General features: G+C 53.6%; 13 protein-coding genes and 2 tRNA genes. 12 read left to right on the forward strand and 3 right to left on the reverse strand.

The genetic code is table 11. The annotated features are described in order from the left end of the window. The first annotated feature begins 64 nt into the window (after positions 1-64). The 5 genes from rpsL (at position 65) to OGM59_02005 (ending at position 5,204) form a co-directional block, all read left to right on the forward strand. On the forward strand, positions 65-487 hold the full coding sequence (rpsL, locus tag OGM59_01985) for a 30S ribosomal protein S12 (GenBank protein UYI91266.1): 423 nt from the start codon (positions 65-67) through the stop codon (positions 485-487). 185 nt (positions 488-672) lie between these two features. After that, the gene (rpsG, locus tag OGM59_01990; GenBank protein ID UYI91267.1) at positions 673-1,143 is read left to right on the forward strand and encodes a 30S ribosomal protein S7; all 471 of its coding nucleotides are present in this window, start codon (positions 673-675) and stop codon (positions 1,141-1,143) included. Between the two features lie 26 nt (positions 1,144-1,169). Further along, positions 1,170-3,266 (forward strand): elongation factor G, encoded by a 2,097-nt coding sequence (gene fusA, locus OGM59_01995; protein UYI91268.1) that lies wholly within the window; start codon positions 1,170-1,172, stop codon positions 3,264-3,266. A 100-nt stretch (positions 3,267-3,366) separates the two neighbouring features. Further along, the gene (gene tuf, locus OGM59_02000; protein UYI91269.1) at positions 3,367-4,560 is read left to right on the forward strand and encodes an elongation factor Tu; all 1,194 of its coding nucleotides are present in this window, start codon (positions 3,367-3,369) and stop codon (positions 4,558-4,560) included. A gap of 275 nt (positions 4,561-4,835) precedes the next feature. Continuing rightward, positions 4,836-5,204 carry a hypothetical protein gene (locus tag OGM59_02005; protein UYI91270.1) on the forward strand — a complete coding sequence of 123 codons (369 nt, stop codon included), beginning with the start codon at positions 4,836-4,838 and terminating at the stop codon, positions 5,202-5,204. Between the two features lie 71 nt (positions 5,205-5,275). Here the strand turns inward: OGM59_02005 and OGM59_02010 are convergent. Further along, positions 5,276-5,351: transfer RNA gene (locus OGM59_02010), tRNA-Pro, on the reverse strand. Between the two features lie 114 nt (positions 5,352-5,465). Here OGM59_02010 and OGM59_02015 point away from each other — a divergent pair. The 4 genes from OGM59_02015 to OGM59_02030 all read left to right on the forward strand — a co-directional run bounded on the left by OGM59_02015 (position 5,466) and on the right by OGM59_02030 (position 11,306). Further along, positions 5,466-5,933: a CinA family protein gene (locus OGM59_02015; protein ID UYI91271.1), complete on the forward strand. Its 468-nt coding sequence runs from the start codon at positions 5,466-5,468 to the stop codon at positions 5,931-5,933. 105 nt (positions 5,934-6,038) lie between these two features. Further along, positions 6,039-6,114 (forward strand) — tRNA-Thr (locus tag OGM59_02020). Between the two features lie 619 nt (positions 6,115-6,733). Next, positions 6,734-9,919: a hypothetical protein gene (locus OGM59_02025; GenBank protein ID UYI91272.1), complete on the forward strand. Its 3,186-nt coding sequence runs from the start codon at positions 6,734-6,736 to the stop codon at positions 9,917-9,919. Between the two features lies 1 nt (position 9,920). Then, positions 9,921-11,306, forward strand: coding sequence for an alpha-L-fucosidase (locus OGM59_02030; protein UYI91273.1), 1,386 nt, complete (start codon positions 9,921-9,923; stop codon positions 11,304-11,306). A gap of 87 nt (positions 11,307-11,393) precedes the next feature. Here the strand turns inward: OGM59_02030 and OGM59_02035 are convergent, their stop codons facing one another. Further along, positions 11,394-11,663 carry a hypothetical protein gene (locus tag OGM59_02035; GenBank protein ID UYI91274.1) on the reverse strand — a complete coding sequence of 90 codons (270 nt, stop codon included), beginning with the start codon at positions 11,661-11,663 and terminating at the stop codon, positions 11,394-11,396. Between the two features lie 54 nt (positions 11,664-11,717). Then, complete coding sequence (locus tag OGM59_02040) at positions 11,718-13,046, reverse strand: germination protein YpeB (protein UYI91275.1); 1,329 nt, start codon at positions 13,044-13,046, stop codon at positions 11,718-11,720. Positions 13,047-13,199: 153 nt separating this feature from the next. On the opposite strand from OGM59_02040, the gene proB reads away from it, so the two are divergent. Genes proB through OGM59_02055 form a run of 3 tightly spaced genes read left to right on the forward strand, consistent with a single transcriptional unit; the run spans position 13,200 to position 16,493 of the window. Beyond that, a complete protein-coding gene (gene proB / locus OGM59_02045; GenBank protein UYI91276.1) occupies positions 13,200-13,985 on the forward strand; it encodes a glutamate 5-kinase in 786 nt (261 codons plus the stop codon). A gap of 5 nt (positions 13,986-13,990) precedes the next feature. Further along, positions 13,991-15,238, forward strand: a complete 1,248-nt coding sequence (locus OGM59_02050) for a glutamate-5-semialdehyde dehydrogenase (protein UYI91277.1) — start codon at positions 13,991-13,993, stop codon at positions 15,236-15,238. Position 15,239: 1 nt separating this feature from the next. Next, positions 15,240-16,493, forward strand: a complete 1,254-nt coding sequence (locus OGM59_02055; protein UYI91278.1) for a DUF5050 domain-containing protein — start codon at positions 15,240-15,242, stop codon at positions 16,491-16,493. Positions 16,494-16,513: the final 20 nt, after the last annotated feature.

Here is a 16,513-nt window from a genome sequence, read left to right on the forward strand (position 1 = left end):
TGCTTTGCCAAATTTGTGTTTTGTGCGCAAAAGCGTACAAAATAATTTGAAAGGAGATAAACGATTGCCTACCTTTAACCAACTTGTAAGAACAGGTCGTAAGACGCTGGAGAAAAAGTCCAAAACACCGGCTCTGCTGAAGGGGCTGAACACCAAGAAGAATGTTATGACCGATAACAATTCTCCCCAGAAGCGCGGCGTTTGCACCGCAGTCAAGACTGCAACTCCGAAAAAGCCGAACTCTGCACTGCGTAAGATTGCCAGAGTGCGTCTGTCTAACGGCATTGAAGTGTCCGCTTACATTCCCGGCGTAGGTCACAACCTGCAGGAGCACTCTGTAGTTATGATCCGCGGCGGCCGTGTAAAGGATCTTCCCGGTGTGCGTTACCACATCATTCGCGGTACTCTTGATACCCAGGGCGTGAACGGCAGAATGCAGGGCCGCTCTAAGTACGGCGCCAAGAGACCGAAGGCTGCTAAGAAATAAGAGCAGCGCCGATCCGTTAAGGATCCACCAAGCTCAGCCCGGCTGAGTTTGATCTTCTTGTTTGGAAATCCGGCAAAAGTTTATATACTTTATATAGCTATACAGTGTATGACCTTTTTGTTGGCTCCACGGGAAAACTCGAGTACCTATGAACTCATCAATGATAATGAAGGAGGGAAGCGAAGATGCCAAGAAGAGGCCAGATCGCTAAGCGTGACGTTCTGCCTGATCCGCTGTACAACTCTAAGCTTGTTACACGCCTGATCAACAACGTTATGTACGATGGTAAAAAAGGTGTCGCACAGAAGATCGTGTACGACGCTTTCGACATCATCAAAGAAAAGACGGGTAATGATCCCCTGGAAACTTTTGAAGCTGCCATGGAGAATGTTATGCCCGTACTGGAGGTTAAGGCTCGCCGTGTAGGCGGTGCGACCTACCAGGTACCGCTTGAGGTTCGTCCGGAACGGCGCCAGACCCTGGGTCTGCGCTGGATCACTCTCTATGCGCGTCAGCGTTCTGAGAGAACCATGAAGGAGCGCCTGGCAGCCGAGATTATGGATGCTACCAATAAGACCGGCGGCGCTGCCAAAAAGTGCGACGATACCCATAAGATGGCTGAGGCAAACAAGGCGTTTGCTCATTTCAGATATTAAGCCATTCAGTTTGTTAGGAGGATATTATGCCGAGAAAAGTATCTCTTGAAATGACAAGAAATATTGGTATCATGGCGCATATTGATGCTGGTAAAACCACCACCACCGAGCGTATCCTGTATTACACGGGTATTAACCATAAGATCGGTGAGACCCATGATGGTACAGCAACCATGGACTGGATGGCGCAGGAGCAGGAGCGCGGTATTACCATTACTTCCGCTGCTACCACTTGCTTCTGGAAGAAGCACAGAATCAATATCATCGATACCCCCGGGCATGTGGACTTCACCGTAGAGGTGCAGCGTTCCCTGCGTGTGTTGGACGGTTCCGTTACCGTTCTGTGCGCCAAGGGTGGCGTTGAGCCCCAGTCTGAGACCGTATGGCGTCAGGCTGACGAGTACCATGTACCGAGAATGATCTATGTCAATAAGATGGACATTATGGGCGCAGATTTCTACAATGTACTGGATATGGTCAATGACCGTTTCAAGTGCAATGCTCTGCCCATTCAGTTGCCCATCGGCGCGGAGGACACTTTCCGCGGGATTGTGGACCTGGTGAATATGGACGCCGAGATCTATTATGACGATCTGGGTAATGATGTTCGCCGTGAGCCCATTCCTGAGGATATGATGGAATTGGCGCAGAAGTACCGCGAGCAGCTCATCGAGCATGTCGCAGAGATGGACGACGCGCTGATGGAGAAGTATTTCGCCGGTGAAGAGTTGACTGTTGACGAGATCAAAAAGACCATCAGAAAATCTACCATTGCCAACAAGATGGTGCCCATCACCTGCGGTACTTCCTACCGTAACAAGGGTGTACAGCCCCTGCTGGACGCAATCGTAGATTATATGCCCGCCCCCACGGATGTTGAGTCCATTAAGGGCGTAAATCCGGACACGGACGAGGAGGAGTATCGTCACTCTTCCGACACAGAGCCTTTTGCTGCTCTGGCGTTCAAGATCGCTACCGACCCCTTCGTTGGTAAGATCTGCTTCTTCCGTGTATATTCCGGTACCATTGACGCAGGCTCTCCCTGCTACAACTCTGTAAAGGGTCATAAGGAGAGAATGGGTCGTATTCTGCAGATGCACTCCAATCACCGTGAGGATATTCCCACCTGCTACGCCGGCGACATCGCTGCTGCCGTAGGTCTGAAGAACACCACCACCGGTGATACCCTGTGTGACGAGGATCATCCCATTGTTCTGGAGTCCATGAACTTCCCGGATCCCGTGATCCGTGTTGCCATTGAGCCTAAGACCAAGGCCGGTCAGGAAAAGATGGGCCTGGGTCTTGCTAAGTTGGCAGAAGAGGACCCCACCTTTAAGGCTTACACCGATGAAGAGACAGGTCAGACCATCATCGCCGGCATGGGCGAGCTGCACTTGGAGATCATCGTTGACCGTCTGATGCGTGAGTTCAAGGTAGAGGCCAATGTTGGCGCTCCCCAGGTGGCTTACAAAGAGACCATCACCAAGGAAGCGGCTTCCGATACCAAGTATAAGCGTCAGTCCGGCGGTAGCGGCCAGTACGGTCACTGTAAGATCCGCATTATGCCCAACATTGATCCGGAGACCGGTGTCGGCAAGGGCTATGAATTCGTGAACCAGATTGTCGGCGGTTCCATCCCCAAGGAGTATATCCCTGCGGTAGACGCCGGTATTCAGGGCGCTATGAAGAGCGGTATTCTGGCAGGCTACAATGTGGTAGATGTTCGCGTAGAGCTGTACGACGGTTCTTACCACGAGGTTGACTCCTCTGAGATGGCCTTTAAGATCGCCGGTTCTATGGCATTTAAGGACGCTGCCAAGAAGGCCGGTCCCATCATTCTGGAGCCGATGATGAAGGTTGTTGTTATCGTTCCTGAGGAATACATGGGCGATGTAATCGGCGACCTGAACTCCCGCCGTGGCCAGATCCAGGGCATGGAGGACCGCAACGGTGCAAAGCAGATTAATGCTCGCGTACCGCTGTCTGAGATGTTTGGCTATGTAAACGACCTGCGTTCCAAGACCCAGGGCCGTGGCCAGTACACCATGGAGCCGGACGGCTATGAGCCTGTTCCCAAGTCCATTTCTGAGAGCATTATCAGCGAGCGCGCCAAAAAAGACTGATAATTCGATAAATCAATAAAAAATGCTTGCTATTTTTATTCGATTTTGATAGAATAGCAATGACAATTGACTATTGTAAATTCTTAAGGAGGAAATTCCAATGGCAAAAGAACATTTTAACAGAACCAAACCCCATGTTAACATTGGTACGATCGGCCATGTTGACCATGGTAAGACCACTCTGACCGCAGCTATCACCAAGTACCTTGCAAACAAGGGCTATGCAAAGTTCGAGGACTATGCAGATATCGATAAGGCTCCGGAAGAGAGAGAGCGTGGTATCACAATCAACACCGCTCACGTTGAGTATGAGACCGACAAGCGCCACTATGCACACGTGGACTGCCCCGGCCATGCTGACTACATTAAGAACATGATCACCGGTGCTGCGCAGATGGATGGCGCTATCCTGGTTATCGCTGCTACCGATGGCCCCATGGCGCAGACCAAGGAGCATCTGTTGCTGGCTCGTCAGGTAGGCGTGCCCGCAATCATCGTTTTCCTGAACAAGACCGACCAAGTGGACGATCCTGAGCTGCTTGAGCTGGTTGAGATGGAAGTTCGTGAGACCCTGGCTGAGTATGGCTTTGATGAGGATTGCCCCATCATCAAGGGTTCCGCACTGAAGGCTCTGGAAGCATCTTCCAACGACGATCCTGCTTGCGAGTGCATCAAAGAGCTGATGGACGCTGTTGACGAGTATATCCCCACTCCGGACCGTAAGGCTGACCTGCCTTTCCTGATGCCCGTAGAGGATGTGTTCACCATCACCGGTCGTGGTACCGTTGCTACCGGCCGTGTGGAGAGAGGCCAGCTGAAGACCGGCGAGGAAGTTGAGATCGTTGGTCTGAAGGACGAGAGCTCCAAGACCGTTTGCACCGGTATTGAGATGTTCCGTAAGATTCTGGACTATGCTGAGGCCGGCGACAACATCGGCTGCCTGCTGCGTGGTGTTCAGAGATCCGACATCGAGCGTGGTCAGGTTCTGGCTAAGCCCGGTTCCATTCATCCGCACACTGAGTTCACCGGTCAGGTGTATGTACTGACCAAGGAAGAGGGCGGTCGTCATACTCCCTTCTTCAACAACTATCGTCCCCAGTTCTATTTCAGAACCACCGACGTTACCGGCGTGATCACCCTGCCCGAGGGCACTGAGATGTGCATGCCTGGCGATAACGTAAACATGGATGTTAAGCTGATCACCCCCATCGCTATTGAAGAGGGTCTGCGCTTCGCTATCCGTGAGGGCGGCCGTACCGTTGGTTCCGGCGTTGTTACCGCTATCAAGGAGTAATTCCCAGAATTACAGAATCTAAAAAAGAGCAAGTCTTCGGACTTGCTCTTTTTGCATTGATAGCTATAGGAAAGTAGGGCTCAGATTTGTCCTTTTATTAGCAAACTTGGTTTTGAACCCATTTCAACGGCTAACTGATTGCGCGGCATTCGTTGGTGCTATCATTTATTGTCCGCTATTTGGTACTCAAGACGGATCCGCTTGCGCTGAGCGTTGACAGCCGCGGCGGCAAGACTGTATAATGGTTTTAAGGCAAAGAAGATGCCGTCAGCGAGATGATCTTTGACTTCATCAGTGGTGAAGCCAGCACGCAGGAGGGCGGCGATAAGTTCGCCAAGTGGCTGGCGGAAGATACTGACCTGACCCAAAAAGAAAAGAAGTCCGTTATCGAAAAGATCAAGGACTTCTTTACAAAGCGGCTGGACAGCACCCCGGAACACACGGTGCGTGACGAGTACGCTCAGGAGGTTTTGGACACGCTGCGGGGTATGGCAATCACGCTGTCCGATGAGCAAAAGGCAGAGACAGCTTACCATCATGATCGGTATGGGAATGACCTGCTTTTTCTGTATTTTGTATCAAAAAGTACTGCAATAAGTGCTGCAACGCCAAAAATTTTCTGTTTTCTCTTGCTTTTTGTGTAAGCGAAAATTTGGCTTAACTAAGCCGAAAATAAAAAGCAAAAGAAAAAAGGACAGCCGAAAAGCTGTCCTTTTGGTCGGAGTGACAAGACTTGAACTTGCGGCCCCTAGACCCCCAGTCTAGTGCGCTACCAACTGCGCCACACCCCGATTGCTTAAACACTATACCATAAAATGCGCTATATTGCAAGCCTTTTTTGCGAATGGTTGCATTTTTTTTGCAAAAGGACTATACTAATTACAGATTGAACAAGAGGTGATGAAATGGCGTTGGAAGAACAAGTGGTGGATCGGCTGATCCACTTGGGATATACCGTTTCATTTGCAGAGTCTTGCACCGGCGGGCTGTGCTGCGGCACGCTGGTTAATGTAGCCAATGCGTCCAAGGTGCTGAATGCCAGCTTTGTAACCTATGCCAATGCGGCGAAAATTCGTTTTTTGGGCGTGGAGGCGGACACGATCTTGAATTATGGCGTAGTCAGCGAGCAGGTGGCGGCGCAAATGGCACGGGGCGTGGCCAGGACGGCGGAGAGCGATGTGGGCGTTGGCATCACCGGTATTGCCGGCCCCGGTGGCGGCACAGCTAAAAAGCCGGTGGGTACGGTTTGCTTCGGCTTTTGCGTGCAGGATCAGGTGCAGACCTATACTTGCCAATTTGGCAATTTGGGTCGCAACCGGGTGCGCGAGTCTGCTGTGAAATTCGTTTTTTCAAAATTGCTGGAGATTTTGTAAGACCGGCAGTGCGGTTTTGTTTTTGCGTGGGAGTTGCGATTTTTCTCTTGATTTTCTCCGCGAAATATAGTATAATCTTAGCCGTGCTGCAACGCAGCACGTTATGCTGATATGGCTCAGTTGGTAGAGCAGCGCATTCGTAATGCGCAGGTCGTCGGTTCGAGTCCGACTATCAGCTCCAAAACCTGCGTAAACACGGCGTTTTCGCAGGCTTTTTCTTTTTCTGAAATGCATTTCAAAATTCAATATGCAACAAAAAATCTCACTCTTTTTTACGGAGTGAGATTTTGTTCGTTTATTCGATTTTTCGCTCAAGACCATCTATTGACCATTTATGAATTTGTTGCGTACCGCCGAGTAAATTTCCCATTGCGTTTGCAACATTCTCTTGCATGGAATCCGTCACATGCATATAGGTGTTCATTGTAAAGCCGGCGTCTGTGTGACCAAGCATGTGCGATACGGTTTTATGTCCATTCCTTGTTCAAGGGATAAGGTTGCAAAGCTGTGTCGTAAATCATAAAAGCGTATTCACGGCACGCCCGCTCTGTCTTTCACTTGCGTCCTATTTTTCGGCAATAGGATTAACTTCTTTATTCCTGCTGTAAAGAGAAGCAAACGGACTTCAGCCAATTTGCACATGAAATAGATAACAGAGAAAATTGCATTTTGTTTTAGATCCTGCGTATTCTTTATGAGTCGGGAGAAGGGTGTGTGATTTTTCCTATTTCTATGGGGCAGTACAGTGTTGCAATCCCCTGAAAATAATGATACAATGACCACATAAGGGGGGACTTCCAATGCAAAAAAAAATCTATACTGTGGCTACGGCCCACTTGGATACCATTTGGTCCTGGGACTTTGAGACCACCGTGTCCCGGTACATCTACAATACCTTGGTGGACAACTTTGCACTGTTCCAAAAATATCCCACCTATCACTTCAATTTTGAGGGCAGCTATCGTTACGAGCTGATGGAGGAATATTACCCGGAACTGTACGCCAAAATGCGGGACTATATTGCCCAGGGGCGGTGGAGCGTTTGCGGCTCCGCCTTTGAGAATGGCGATGTGAATGTACCGTCGCCGGAGGCGCTCTTTCGTAATATTCTTTACGGCAATCGCTATTTTGAGGAGAAATTCGGCAAGCGCTCAGTGGATATTTATCTGCCGGACTGCTTTGGCTTCGGTTGGGCGCTGCCCAGCATTATAGCCCACGCCAACCTGATGGGCTTTACGACCCAAAAGCTGGGTTGGGGCGGCGCCTACGGCATTCCTTTTGATATTGGCGTGTGGCAAGGGCCGGACGGCGCGCAGGTGCTGGCCAGTCTGAACCCTCACGATTATTACTTTACGCTGAAGAAGCTGCGGGACTGGGATTTTGTGCAGCAAAAGCTGAAAGAAAACGAAAAATACGATCTGAACAGCACTATGATTTTCCACGGGATCGGCGATCGGGGCGGTGCGCCTAAGGAAGCCTCTGTGGCCTTTGTAGAGCAGGAGGTCAACAAAAACAAAGACAGCGATGTGCAGGTGCTGGCGTCCGGTGCGGATGATCTGTTCCGTGACCTGAACGCCCAGATGACCCCGGAGCAAAAAGCCAAGCTGCCCCGGTGGGAGACGGAACTGGTGATGCAAAATCACGGCGTTGGCGGCTACACTTCCCGGGCCGTGGGCAAGCGTTGGAACCGCCGCTGCCAGGAACTGGCGGATATGGCGGAGCGTTCCGGCGTAGTGGCGGATTATCTGGGCACCGCCCATTACAATAAAGAGGCTATGGAGCTGAACTGGAAGCGTACCATTGCCCATCAGTTCCACGATGATCTGCCGGGCACCTCCGTGCAGCGCGCCTATCGCCGCAGCTGGAACGACTACGGTATGGCCATGAACGGCTTTGCCGGTGAGTTGACCCAAGCTGCCGGGTCTGTGGGCAGTCTGCTGAAAACGGACTTCTGCGCCGGCACGCCGGTGACGGTATTTAACAGTCTGGAAGTGGCCCGCACGGATGCGGTGACTCTGGAGCTGCCCCACTGGCCCAAGGCCTGTGCGCGGGTATACGACCCCAAGGGCAGGGAAGTGAAAAGTCAGGTGAACCGCTACGAGAATGGCACGGCGGAGCTGGTATTTGTTGCCACGGTGCCTGCCTTGGGCTTTGCGGTCTATGATGTGCGGCCCTCCGATGTGCCCTGCCGTCTGCGGGGCAGCCTGTCCATCAGCAGCGAAAATCAGATGGAGAACCAAAAATATGTTGTGCGCCTGAACAAAAAGGGCAACATCACCTCCATCCTGGACAAAGAAATGGACGAGCAGGAGCTGCTGGCGGAGCCCATCAGCCTGGGGCTGTTCAAGTATACCGGCTCTAAGCCCTGGCCTGCCTGGGAAATGAATTATAAAGAAGCCAACAAGGACCCGGACCGCCTGCCAAATCCGGTGACGGTGACCATTCAGGAGAAAGGCCCGGCGCGGGTGTCCTTCTGTGTGGAGCAAAAGGATGGGGACTCTACCTTTAAGAATATCATTGCCCTCACCGACGGCGGCAGCCGGGTAGAGGTGTATTCTGAGATCGAGTGGCGCAGTCTGCACACGATGGCAAAGAACAAATTTGCATTTGCCTGCACCAACCCGGAGGCTACCTTTGACCTAGGGCTGGGCGCCATTCGCCGGGGCAATATGACGGAAAAGCTGTTTGAAGTGCCTGCCCAAAACTGGGTGGATCTGACGGATAAAAGCGGCGACTGGGGCGTGTCTGTGCTTAGCGAGTGCAAGTACGGCTGGGACAAGTATAAGGACAATACCCTGCGTATGACCGTGCTGCACAGCCCGGTACGCAATTACCGGATCGACTCCATGCAATCTATGATGGACCTGGGACTGAACCGATACAGCTATGCCCTGTTCTCCCATAAAGGGCAGGTGGGCGCCGATACGCAAAATCAGGCCCGTGCCTTTTTGCAGCCCCTGACCGGGTATGTGGAGCCAAAGCACCCGGGCGTGCTGGGTACTGCGTACAGTTTTGGAAATGCCTCTCACCCCCAGGTGGTGCTGCGGGCAATGAAGTTCGCGGAGGACGGCGACGAGATCGTGGTGCGCTTGAACGAGGGCGCCGGTACGCCGGTGGAGCACTACGCCCTGCGCCTGGGTGCCGGTGTGGCAGAAGCCCGAGAGCTGTTTGCCTCTGAAGAAGAAAAAGGCCCGGCAACGGTAAAAGACGGCTGCCTGGTCACGGATTTTACACCGTATCAGATCAGGACCTTTGCCCTACGGCTGCAACCGGCGGCGCAGGTGGGTCACGCTGCTAAGGCAACGCCTTTGACACTGCCTATGAACGTGCAGTTGATCACCAAGCAAGGCGAGCAGGGCGAGCTGCCCCTGTCTATTCCTGCGGAGCGGATCGGCGATCAGGTCACGGCAGCCGGTATTCCTTTTGCTATTGCAAAGGACGGCAAGAACGCCTTGCGCCTTGCCGGTCAGACCCTGACCTTAAAGAAAGATACTCGCCGGCTGGCGCTGCTGTTGTCTGCGGACAGTAATCGGATTTTAGACTTTACCGTAGGTGGAAAAACGGTGCCTTGCTCGGTGCTGAGCCGTACCCGGCGTTTTGCAAGCTGGGATCTGTACGATCTGCACGAGACCGCCCATATTCAAGAGGGACAGCTGGGGTATGTAAGCACCCACAGCCATAACGCAGACGGTACGGACGCCATTGCCAAGGAGCTCTACTTCTATATTTTGATCTTAAATGTGCAGGGCGGCGATACGGTGGTATTGCCCCGGGATGAAGAAACACTGGTTTTGGCTGCAACGGAGCTGAATACAGTGGCTGTACCTTGTGCAACCCCGCTGTATGACCGGGTCGAGGACCGCCCCTTTGACTACACCATGCGCCTGGGGGACAAACTGCGTTACCTGCGTATGAAACTGCCTTGGTATATGGGCGATAAAGGTCGCTATTTCAGTTGCTACAACCGAGGAAGAGAGAGGGAATAAGATGAAGCCGAATTTTGACCAGAACTGGACCACCACCAACGGCGGTGTGCCGCTGAATGACAGCGAAGTGGAGCGTTACATTGGCGTGGTGCCGCGCCCTAACCAGGTTCACTTGGCACAGCAGCCTTTTTACTGCTTTATGCACTTTGGCATGAATACTGCCAATCAGCGGGAGTGGGGCAGCGGCAGAGAAACGGTGCAGGACTTTACCATTAAAAAGATCAAGCCGGAGCAATGGGTGCGCACGGTGAAGGCTGCCGGTGCCAGCGGGATCATCCTTACCTGTAAGCACCACGACGGTTTTTGCCTGTGGCCCAGTGAATACACATCGTTTAGTGTAAAGAACACGGACTTTGACGGCGATATTGTGAAGCAGGTGTCTGACGCCTGCGCTGCCGGCGGACTGGATTTTGGCGTGTATCTTTCCCCTTGGGATATGCACGAGCCCACCTACGGTACCCCGGATTATAATGATTATTTTTGCAATCAGTTAACGGAGCTGCTTACCAATTACGGCCATATCAGTGAGGTTTGGTTTGACGGTGCGAAAGGCGCCGATGTGCCGAACTTTGAGTATGATTGGGCGCGGTATTATGCCCTGATCCGCAAACTGCAGCCGGACGCGCTGATTTCCATTTGCGGCCCGGATGTGCGCTGGGTGGGCAACGAGGGCGGCAAGACCCGCAAAAGCGAGTTCTGTGTGGTGCCTGCTCGCCTGGCAGACGCTGAAAAGACGCATGAGAAGAGCCAACACGGCGAGGGCGACGCTGCCGCGCTGAAAAAGCTGAACAATATGGACGAGGATCTGGGCAGCCGCAAGGTGCTGTCTATGGCGCGGGATCTGATTTGGTATCCGGCGGAGGTGGATGTGTCCATCCGTAAGGGTTGGTTTTGGTCCAAAGATGAGGATCGCACGGTTAAGAGCGCGCGTAGACTGTTTAAGTTGTATCTTGGCTCTGTGGGCAACAACTGCACCCTGCTGCTGAATGTGCCGCCTACCAATAAGGGCGTGATCCATCCGAGAGACGCCCACGCCTTGAAGGGGATGGGCCAGGCCATTCGCAAGATGACCGAGCACCCGATCATCACATACCGGCTGGGCGAATTACAGCCGGAGCAGGGGTATATCGACTTTGACTTTGACAGTGTACATAAGTTGAAATATGTGATTCTGTCCGAGGAGATTCGCAAGAGCCAGCGGGTGGAGGCCTTTGAACTGTGGGCGAAGAAGCCAAACGGCAAGATGAAGCGTATTTACAAGGGCACGGTGATCGGTATGAAGAAAATTGTGCGGCTGCGCCGGGGATTGAATTGCCTGGGCGTGCGCTTGGTGATCCGCCAAAGCCGCAGCACCCCGGATATTGCCGAAATCGGATTTTACGAATGATTACGCCAAGGCTCCCGCTTACGCGGCGGCGCCTTTAGGTATAAAAAAAGGACTTGTTCTGATGAACAAGTCCTTTCTTTTTTCGTTTTATTCCAGGGCACGGGATACGGTCTCCCCGGCACGAGAGGCGGCCTCGCTGAGATCGGTGGCGCCTTCACGCACCTTGGAGCCGGCCTCAGATGCGCCCTCGCTCAGTGCCTCGCCGGGGCTTTTTGCTGTGGTTTTCTCTCGTGTGGTGGTTTCGCTGACGGTGGTGTCCGGTTCTGTGGTGGGATTTTCCTCCTGCTTGGCGCAGCCCAGCAGCACGGTTGCCAGCACGGTTACGGCCAGTGCTAAAATCATCAATCGGTTTTTCATGGTGTTGCCTTCCTTTCGGTTTTATTCTGCCCGGCGGCGCCGGGTTTATGCGTTTTATTTGGTTAGGGTGCCATGATCGCTGTACAGCAGCAGAAGAATGTCCTCTTCCGCACCGGTGGCGGCGTTCAGGTACACCAGCGCGTCCTCTCCGGTGTCTGCCGAATGCGTAAGCACCTCAATACAGGCGACCTCCCGGCCGTCCTCCTTGGGGATCAGGCACTTTTTGGTGCTTCTTACCTCCAAATAGGGGCTGATCTTGGCGGTGGCTGCCTTTTCCGATACGGTAAAGGTAGGCACATTCCGCCGGTGGTGGTTGGTGATATAGCCCCGGGCCTCCAGCGATACCACGCTGCCGTCCCGCAGGGACACGCCAACCTTGATTAGATCTGTATAGTAGAGTATTCCGTCTCGGCAGTAGGCAAAATTGATGGTGCAGATATTGCTGTCGGCGGCGTAATAGGTGGAGCGCATATCTTGGTAGCCCAGTTTCTTCAAATAGGCGGCTGCCTGCTTGATCGCTTCTTTTTCATCTATGGCCTTGGTACTGATTTTGCCGCCGAAGAGAATGGAGCTGACATACCCGCCGCTTTTGGTCACATTTACCGTTTGTTGCCCTTTGGTGAACACATAGGCAGGCATACGCCCGGCTTCGTCCTCCAATCGGTTTAGATGGGTCTCATTGCACCCCAGCGCCTTGGCAGCGATCTTGGCGGCAGCGTCCTTGCTGATTTTGTCCTGCCCCTTGAGCAGCTGTGGCTCTTTGTGCAGTACCGCGTCTGCAAAGGGGCCGTCATATAGCAGGGTGGGGTAGTTCTCAAAGGCTTCCTCCGCGGTGGAAAAGTCTGTGCTAATGGCGGGCAGACTGGTGCCGTCCGCAGATTTTACATCGCGCTTGGTGATTTGGCCGCCGTTATTGCAAATTTCTACCATTTGGGTCACACTGTTTTTATATTTGGTGGCGTATTGCAGCAGCCGGAGCAGATTTTCGTGCTCTTTGGCGGTGACGGCCTCGCCGGCATAGACTTTTTTGCTGAGATAAGTGGCGTAGTCACCGGTCTGGCTTAGAAATTTATAGGTGCCTGCCAGGTTCATCTGCTCCACCGGCAGGCGGGACAGAGAATCCTTGGCCTGATTGGCCTGTTGAGACAGATCTCGGCTTACATCAGACAGGGTGGCGGCGCCGTTTGCATAGACGCTTTTGGTCAGATCGGTCTCAATGCCCTCCAGGTCCTCCGCCAGGGCAGACAGGCTTTGGCGATAGGTGCTTTCCAGCCGCGCCCGGTACCGGGCAGCCTGTACGGTGCCGGTGATGGCATAGATGATCAAAATACCCGCCAGCAGCAAACCGAAGGACAGCAGTCGCACGGAGCTTCGCTTTGTCATAATCATTCCTCATTCCCTTGGGGCAGCGCTGTGCTGCCGCCGCATTTCTTTTTCTATTTTTGACGGAATTTTGAAAAACATACAAAAAAATCTTAACTCCAGGACTAAAGTATGGTATACTGTAACTGATTATGTAACCTGGAGCAGTGTATAATGAAGCTGACGGAGAAAAAACGCATTGTGGTCAAAGTAGGCACCTCCACTTTGACCCACGACACAGGCAAGACCAATATTGCCCGGATGGCCAAGCTGGTATCTGTGCTGGCAGATCTGAAGAACGCCGGTCATCAGGTGGTGCTGGTGTCCAGCGGCGCCGTGGGTATCGGTGCCGGTAAGCTGGGTATGCATGAGCGACCGGACCATACCAGCGGGCTGCAAGCCTGCGCGGCGGTGGGGCAGTGCGAGTTGATGTTCCTCTACGACAAGCTGTTTTCCGAGTATGGCGTGGTGGTGAGCCAGTTGCTGTTTACCGGCTACACCTTAAATCACCCGGAGGAAAAGGCACATTTGGTGGACACCTTTAATCAGCTGCTGGAATATGACGCCCTGCCCATTGTGAATGAGAACGACAGCGTGTCCGTTGAGGAGCTGCTCCACGGTGACAACGACTGTCTGTCTGCCACGGTGGCTCAACTGATCGGGGCGGATCTGCTGATCCTGCTTACCGATACGGACGGCCTGTTTGACGCCAACCCGGCAGAGAATGAGGACGCGCGCCTCATCGGCCGTGTGGCAGAGATCAACGACGATGTGTACGCCGTAGCCGGGGGTGCCGGCAGCAAGGGCACCGGCGGCTTTACAACGAAAATTCGGGCGGCGGAGATCGCCACCGGCGCCGGTATTCCGGTGATTATTATGAATGGAGAGCGACCCACGGCTATTTATAAGGTGTTGGACGGGCAGCCTATCGGCACCTATTTTGAAGCGAACAGCAGGTGAATGCAATGGATGAAAAGATGAGAGAAATGGGAATCCGTGCAAAGCACGCAGCCGGTGTGCTGGCTACCCTGACCACAGAGGAAAAGAATGCAGGGCTGCTGGCGATTGCTGATGCGCTGCGGGCGCGGCAGACAGAGATTATGGCTGCCAATGCACTGGATTTGGAAGCCGGTAAGGCAAACGGTATGTCCCCGGCACTGCTGGATCGGCTGGCGCTAAACGGCGACCGAATCGAGGGTATGGCCCAGGGCTGCCAGGATGTGGCGGACCTGCCGGACCCTTGCGGTCGCGTGCTGGAGAGTCAGACCCGACCCAACGGCCTGTATATGGAAAAGGTTAGCGTGCCTATCGGGGTCATCGGCATTGTGTATGAGGCTCGGCCTAATGTAACGGTGGACGGCGCCGCTCTATGCTTAAAAAGCGGCAACGCCGTGATTCTGCGGGGTGGCAAAGAGGCCATTCACTCCAATCGTATGCTGGCTCAGGTGATGCGGGACGCCCTGTTTAACGCAGGCATTGTGCAGGACGCTGTGGCGCTGGTGCAGGACACCTCCCGGACTTCTGCTACCGAGATGATGCATATGAAGGGCTATATCGACTGTCTGATCCCCCGGGGGGGCAAGGGACTGATCGCTGCCGTGTGCGAGAATGCCACTGTGCCGGTGATCGAGACCGGCTCCGGCAACTGCCATATTTATGTGGACGCCACGGCGGATGTGGATATGGCGGCAGACATTATCTTTAACGCCAAGACCCAGCGGATCGGCGTATGCAACGCCTGTGAGAGCCTGGTGATTCACCGGGATATTATTGACCACGCCCTGCCGGCCATTAAGTTGCGGCTGGACGAAAAGAATGTGGAAATGCGGGGCGACGCCCGAGCCTTGCAGGCCTGCGACGGCTTGGTGCCCGCCACGGAAGAAGATTTTTATACCGAGTATTTGGATTATATTATCAGCGTCAAGACGGTGAAGAGCGTGGACGAGGCCATTGACTTTATCAATGTGCACTCCACCGGCCACAGCGAGGCCATCATCACCCGGGACGAGGAGAGCGCGCGCCGCTTTTTGCAGCGGGTGGACTCTGCGGCGGTGTATGTGAACGCCTCCACCCGATTTACCGACGGGGCGGAGTTTGGCCTGGGGGCGGAGATCGGAATCTCTACCCAAAAGCTGCACGCCCGCGGTCCCATGGGTCTGCGTGCCCTGACTACCACTAAATACTTGATCTTTGGCAACGGACAGGTGCGATAAAATGAACCAGACAGTAGAAAAAGAGCGGCTGCGCCGGCGGAAGCAAAATCAGCGCCGTGCCCGCACCAAGCGCTTTTTTATGGTGCTGGGTGTGCTGGTGGTGGCACTGGCGGCCTTTCTGATTACCGTTAAGATCTGCAAGCCGGATTTTGATTTTTCCCTTTTGGTGCCGGACAAGGCTGTGACCTTTGTGCAGGAAAATGTGCTGGGCCACACCACCACGGCACCCACTACGCAGGCACCTACTGCACCGCCCACTACGGAGAAACCTACTTACGCCGATTACAAGGATGCCTCCGCTTTTGCGTTTGACACTTCCAAGCAAGGTAGTCAGGTGGGCAATATTCTGAACAAAACCCATGGGGCAGTGACCTTTAATGGTGCGTATATCTATTTTGCCGCACCTGGTCAGGGTATTTACCGCTTTGCGCCGACAGAGGAGACCACCACCAAGGTGAAGGACGTGAAAAATGCCTGCTGCCTGAATATTATGGGCGATTTCCTCTACTATATTGATAAAGGCAGCAAGAAGTTGCAAAAACTTTCCGTCTCCGGCGGCGATGCCGTGACTTTGCTTCCCGACGCGCGTCGGGCCTACGGCTACAACGATCGGCTGTTTTGCCTGACCGGCGACTCTCTGTACACCGTGACGGCGGCAGGGGACAAGACCTTGCTTTATACAGCGGGGGCAGACAAAAAACTGGCGCTGGTCGGCATTTCGCTTACCGATGTGTATTTTACGGAGACGGACAACCTGACCGGCGAGGTGGAGTACCTGACCGTGGGGCAGACCGGCGGCAACAGTACCCACTTCCGTGCCGCAACGGAGAAGGACGAAGTGCGTTCTATGGCGCTGGAAAACGGCTATTTCTACTATTATCAGCGCCGGTCGGAGGACAAGTATGATCTGGTTCGCCAAAAGTTCGGCAGCCAAAAGACCGTGACCTTGCTGGAGCATGTGCGTTCCACCGATTACCCGGTGGTGTACGGCAACCGGCTGTATTATACCGATTATAAGAGCGGAGCAGCCCGGGCAATGGAGCTGAATATGAACTCCGGTGCCAAAAAGGTGATGCTCACCGCCTCCGGTGCGGACAAGTCCGGCACCGTAGCGGTGGCCTGCGGCTATCAGTATATCTTTTTGATCGGCAAAAAGACGGAGAGCGGCGGCAGCGTGTACCGCGCCTCCTGCATTTACACCTCTGCCTCGGCAGACAATACCATGGACTTCCGCAGCGGAAAATGGTCCTACTAATTCCTGGGAGTAAAGGAACG

Source organism: Oscillospiraceae bacterium (genome assembly GCA_025757685.1).
Taxonomy (GTDB): Bacteria; Bacillota; Clostridia; order Oscillospirales; family Acutalibacteraceae; genus CAG-217.

Coding starts and splice junctions, on each gene's coding strand:
- rpsG (UYI91267.1), top strand. CDS start 673: ATGCCAAGAAGAGGCCAGATCGCTAAGCGTGACGTTCTGCCTGATCCG.
- fusA (UYI91268.1), top strand. CDS start 1,170: ATGCCGAGAAAAGTATCTCTTGAAATGACAAGAAATATTGGTATCATG.
- tuf (UYI91269.1), top strand. CDS start 3,367: ATGGCAAAAGAACATTTTAACAGAACCAAACCCCATGTTAACATTGGT.
- OGM59_02005 (UYI91270.1), top strand. CDS start 4,836: ATGATCTTTGACTTCATCAGTGGTGAAGCCAGCACGCAGGAGGGCGGC.
- OGM59_02015 (UYI91271.1), top strand. CDS start 5,466: ATGGCGTTGGAAGAACAAGTGGTGGATCGGCTGATCCACTTGGGATAT.
- OGM59_02025 (UYI91272.1), top strand. CDS start 6,734: ATGCAAAAAAAAATCTATACTGTGGCTACGGCCCACTTGGATACCATT.
- OGM59_02030 (UYI91273.1), top strand. CDS start 9,921: ATGAAGCCGAATTTTGACCAGAACTGGACCACCACCAACGGCGGTGTG.
- OGM59_02035 (UYI91274.1), bottom strand. CDS start 11,663: ATGAAAAACCGATTGATGATTTTAGCACTGGCCGTAACCGTGCTGGCA.
- OGM59_02040 (UYI91275.1), bottom strand. CDS start 13,046: ATGACAAAGCGAAGCTCCGTGCGACTGCTGTCCTTCGGTTTGCTGCTG.
- proB (UYI91276.1), top strand. CDS start 13,200: ATGAAGCTGACGGAGAAAAAACGCATTGTGGTCAAAGTAGGCACCTCC.
- OGM59_02050 (UYI91277.1), top strand. CDS start 13,991: ATGGATGAAAAGATGAGAGAAATGGGAATCCGTGCAAAGCACGCAGCC.
- OGM59_02055 (UYI91278.1), top strand. CDS start 15,240: ATGAACCAGACAGTAGAAAAAGAGCGGCTGCGCCGGCGGAAGCAAAAT.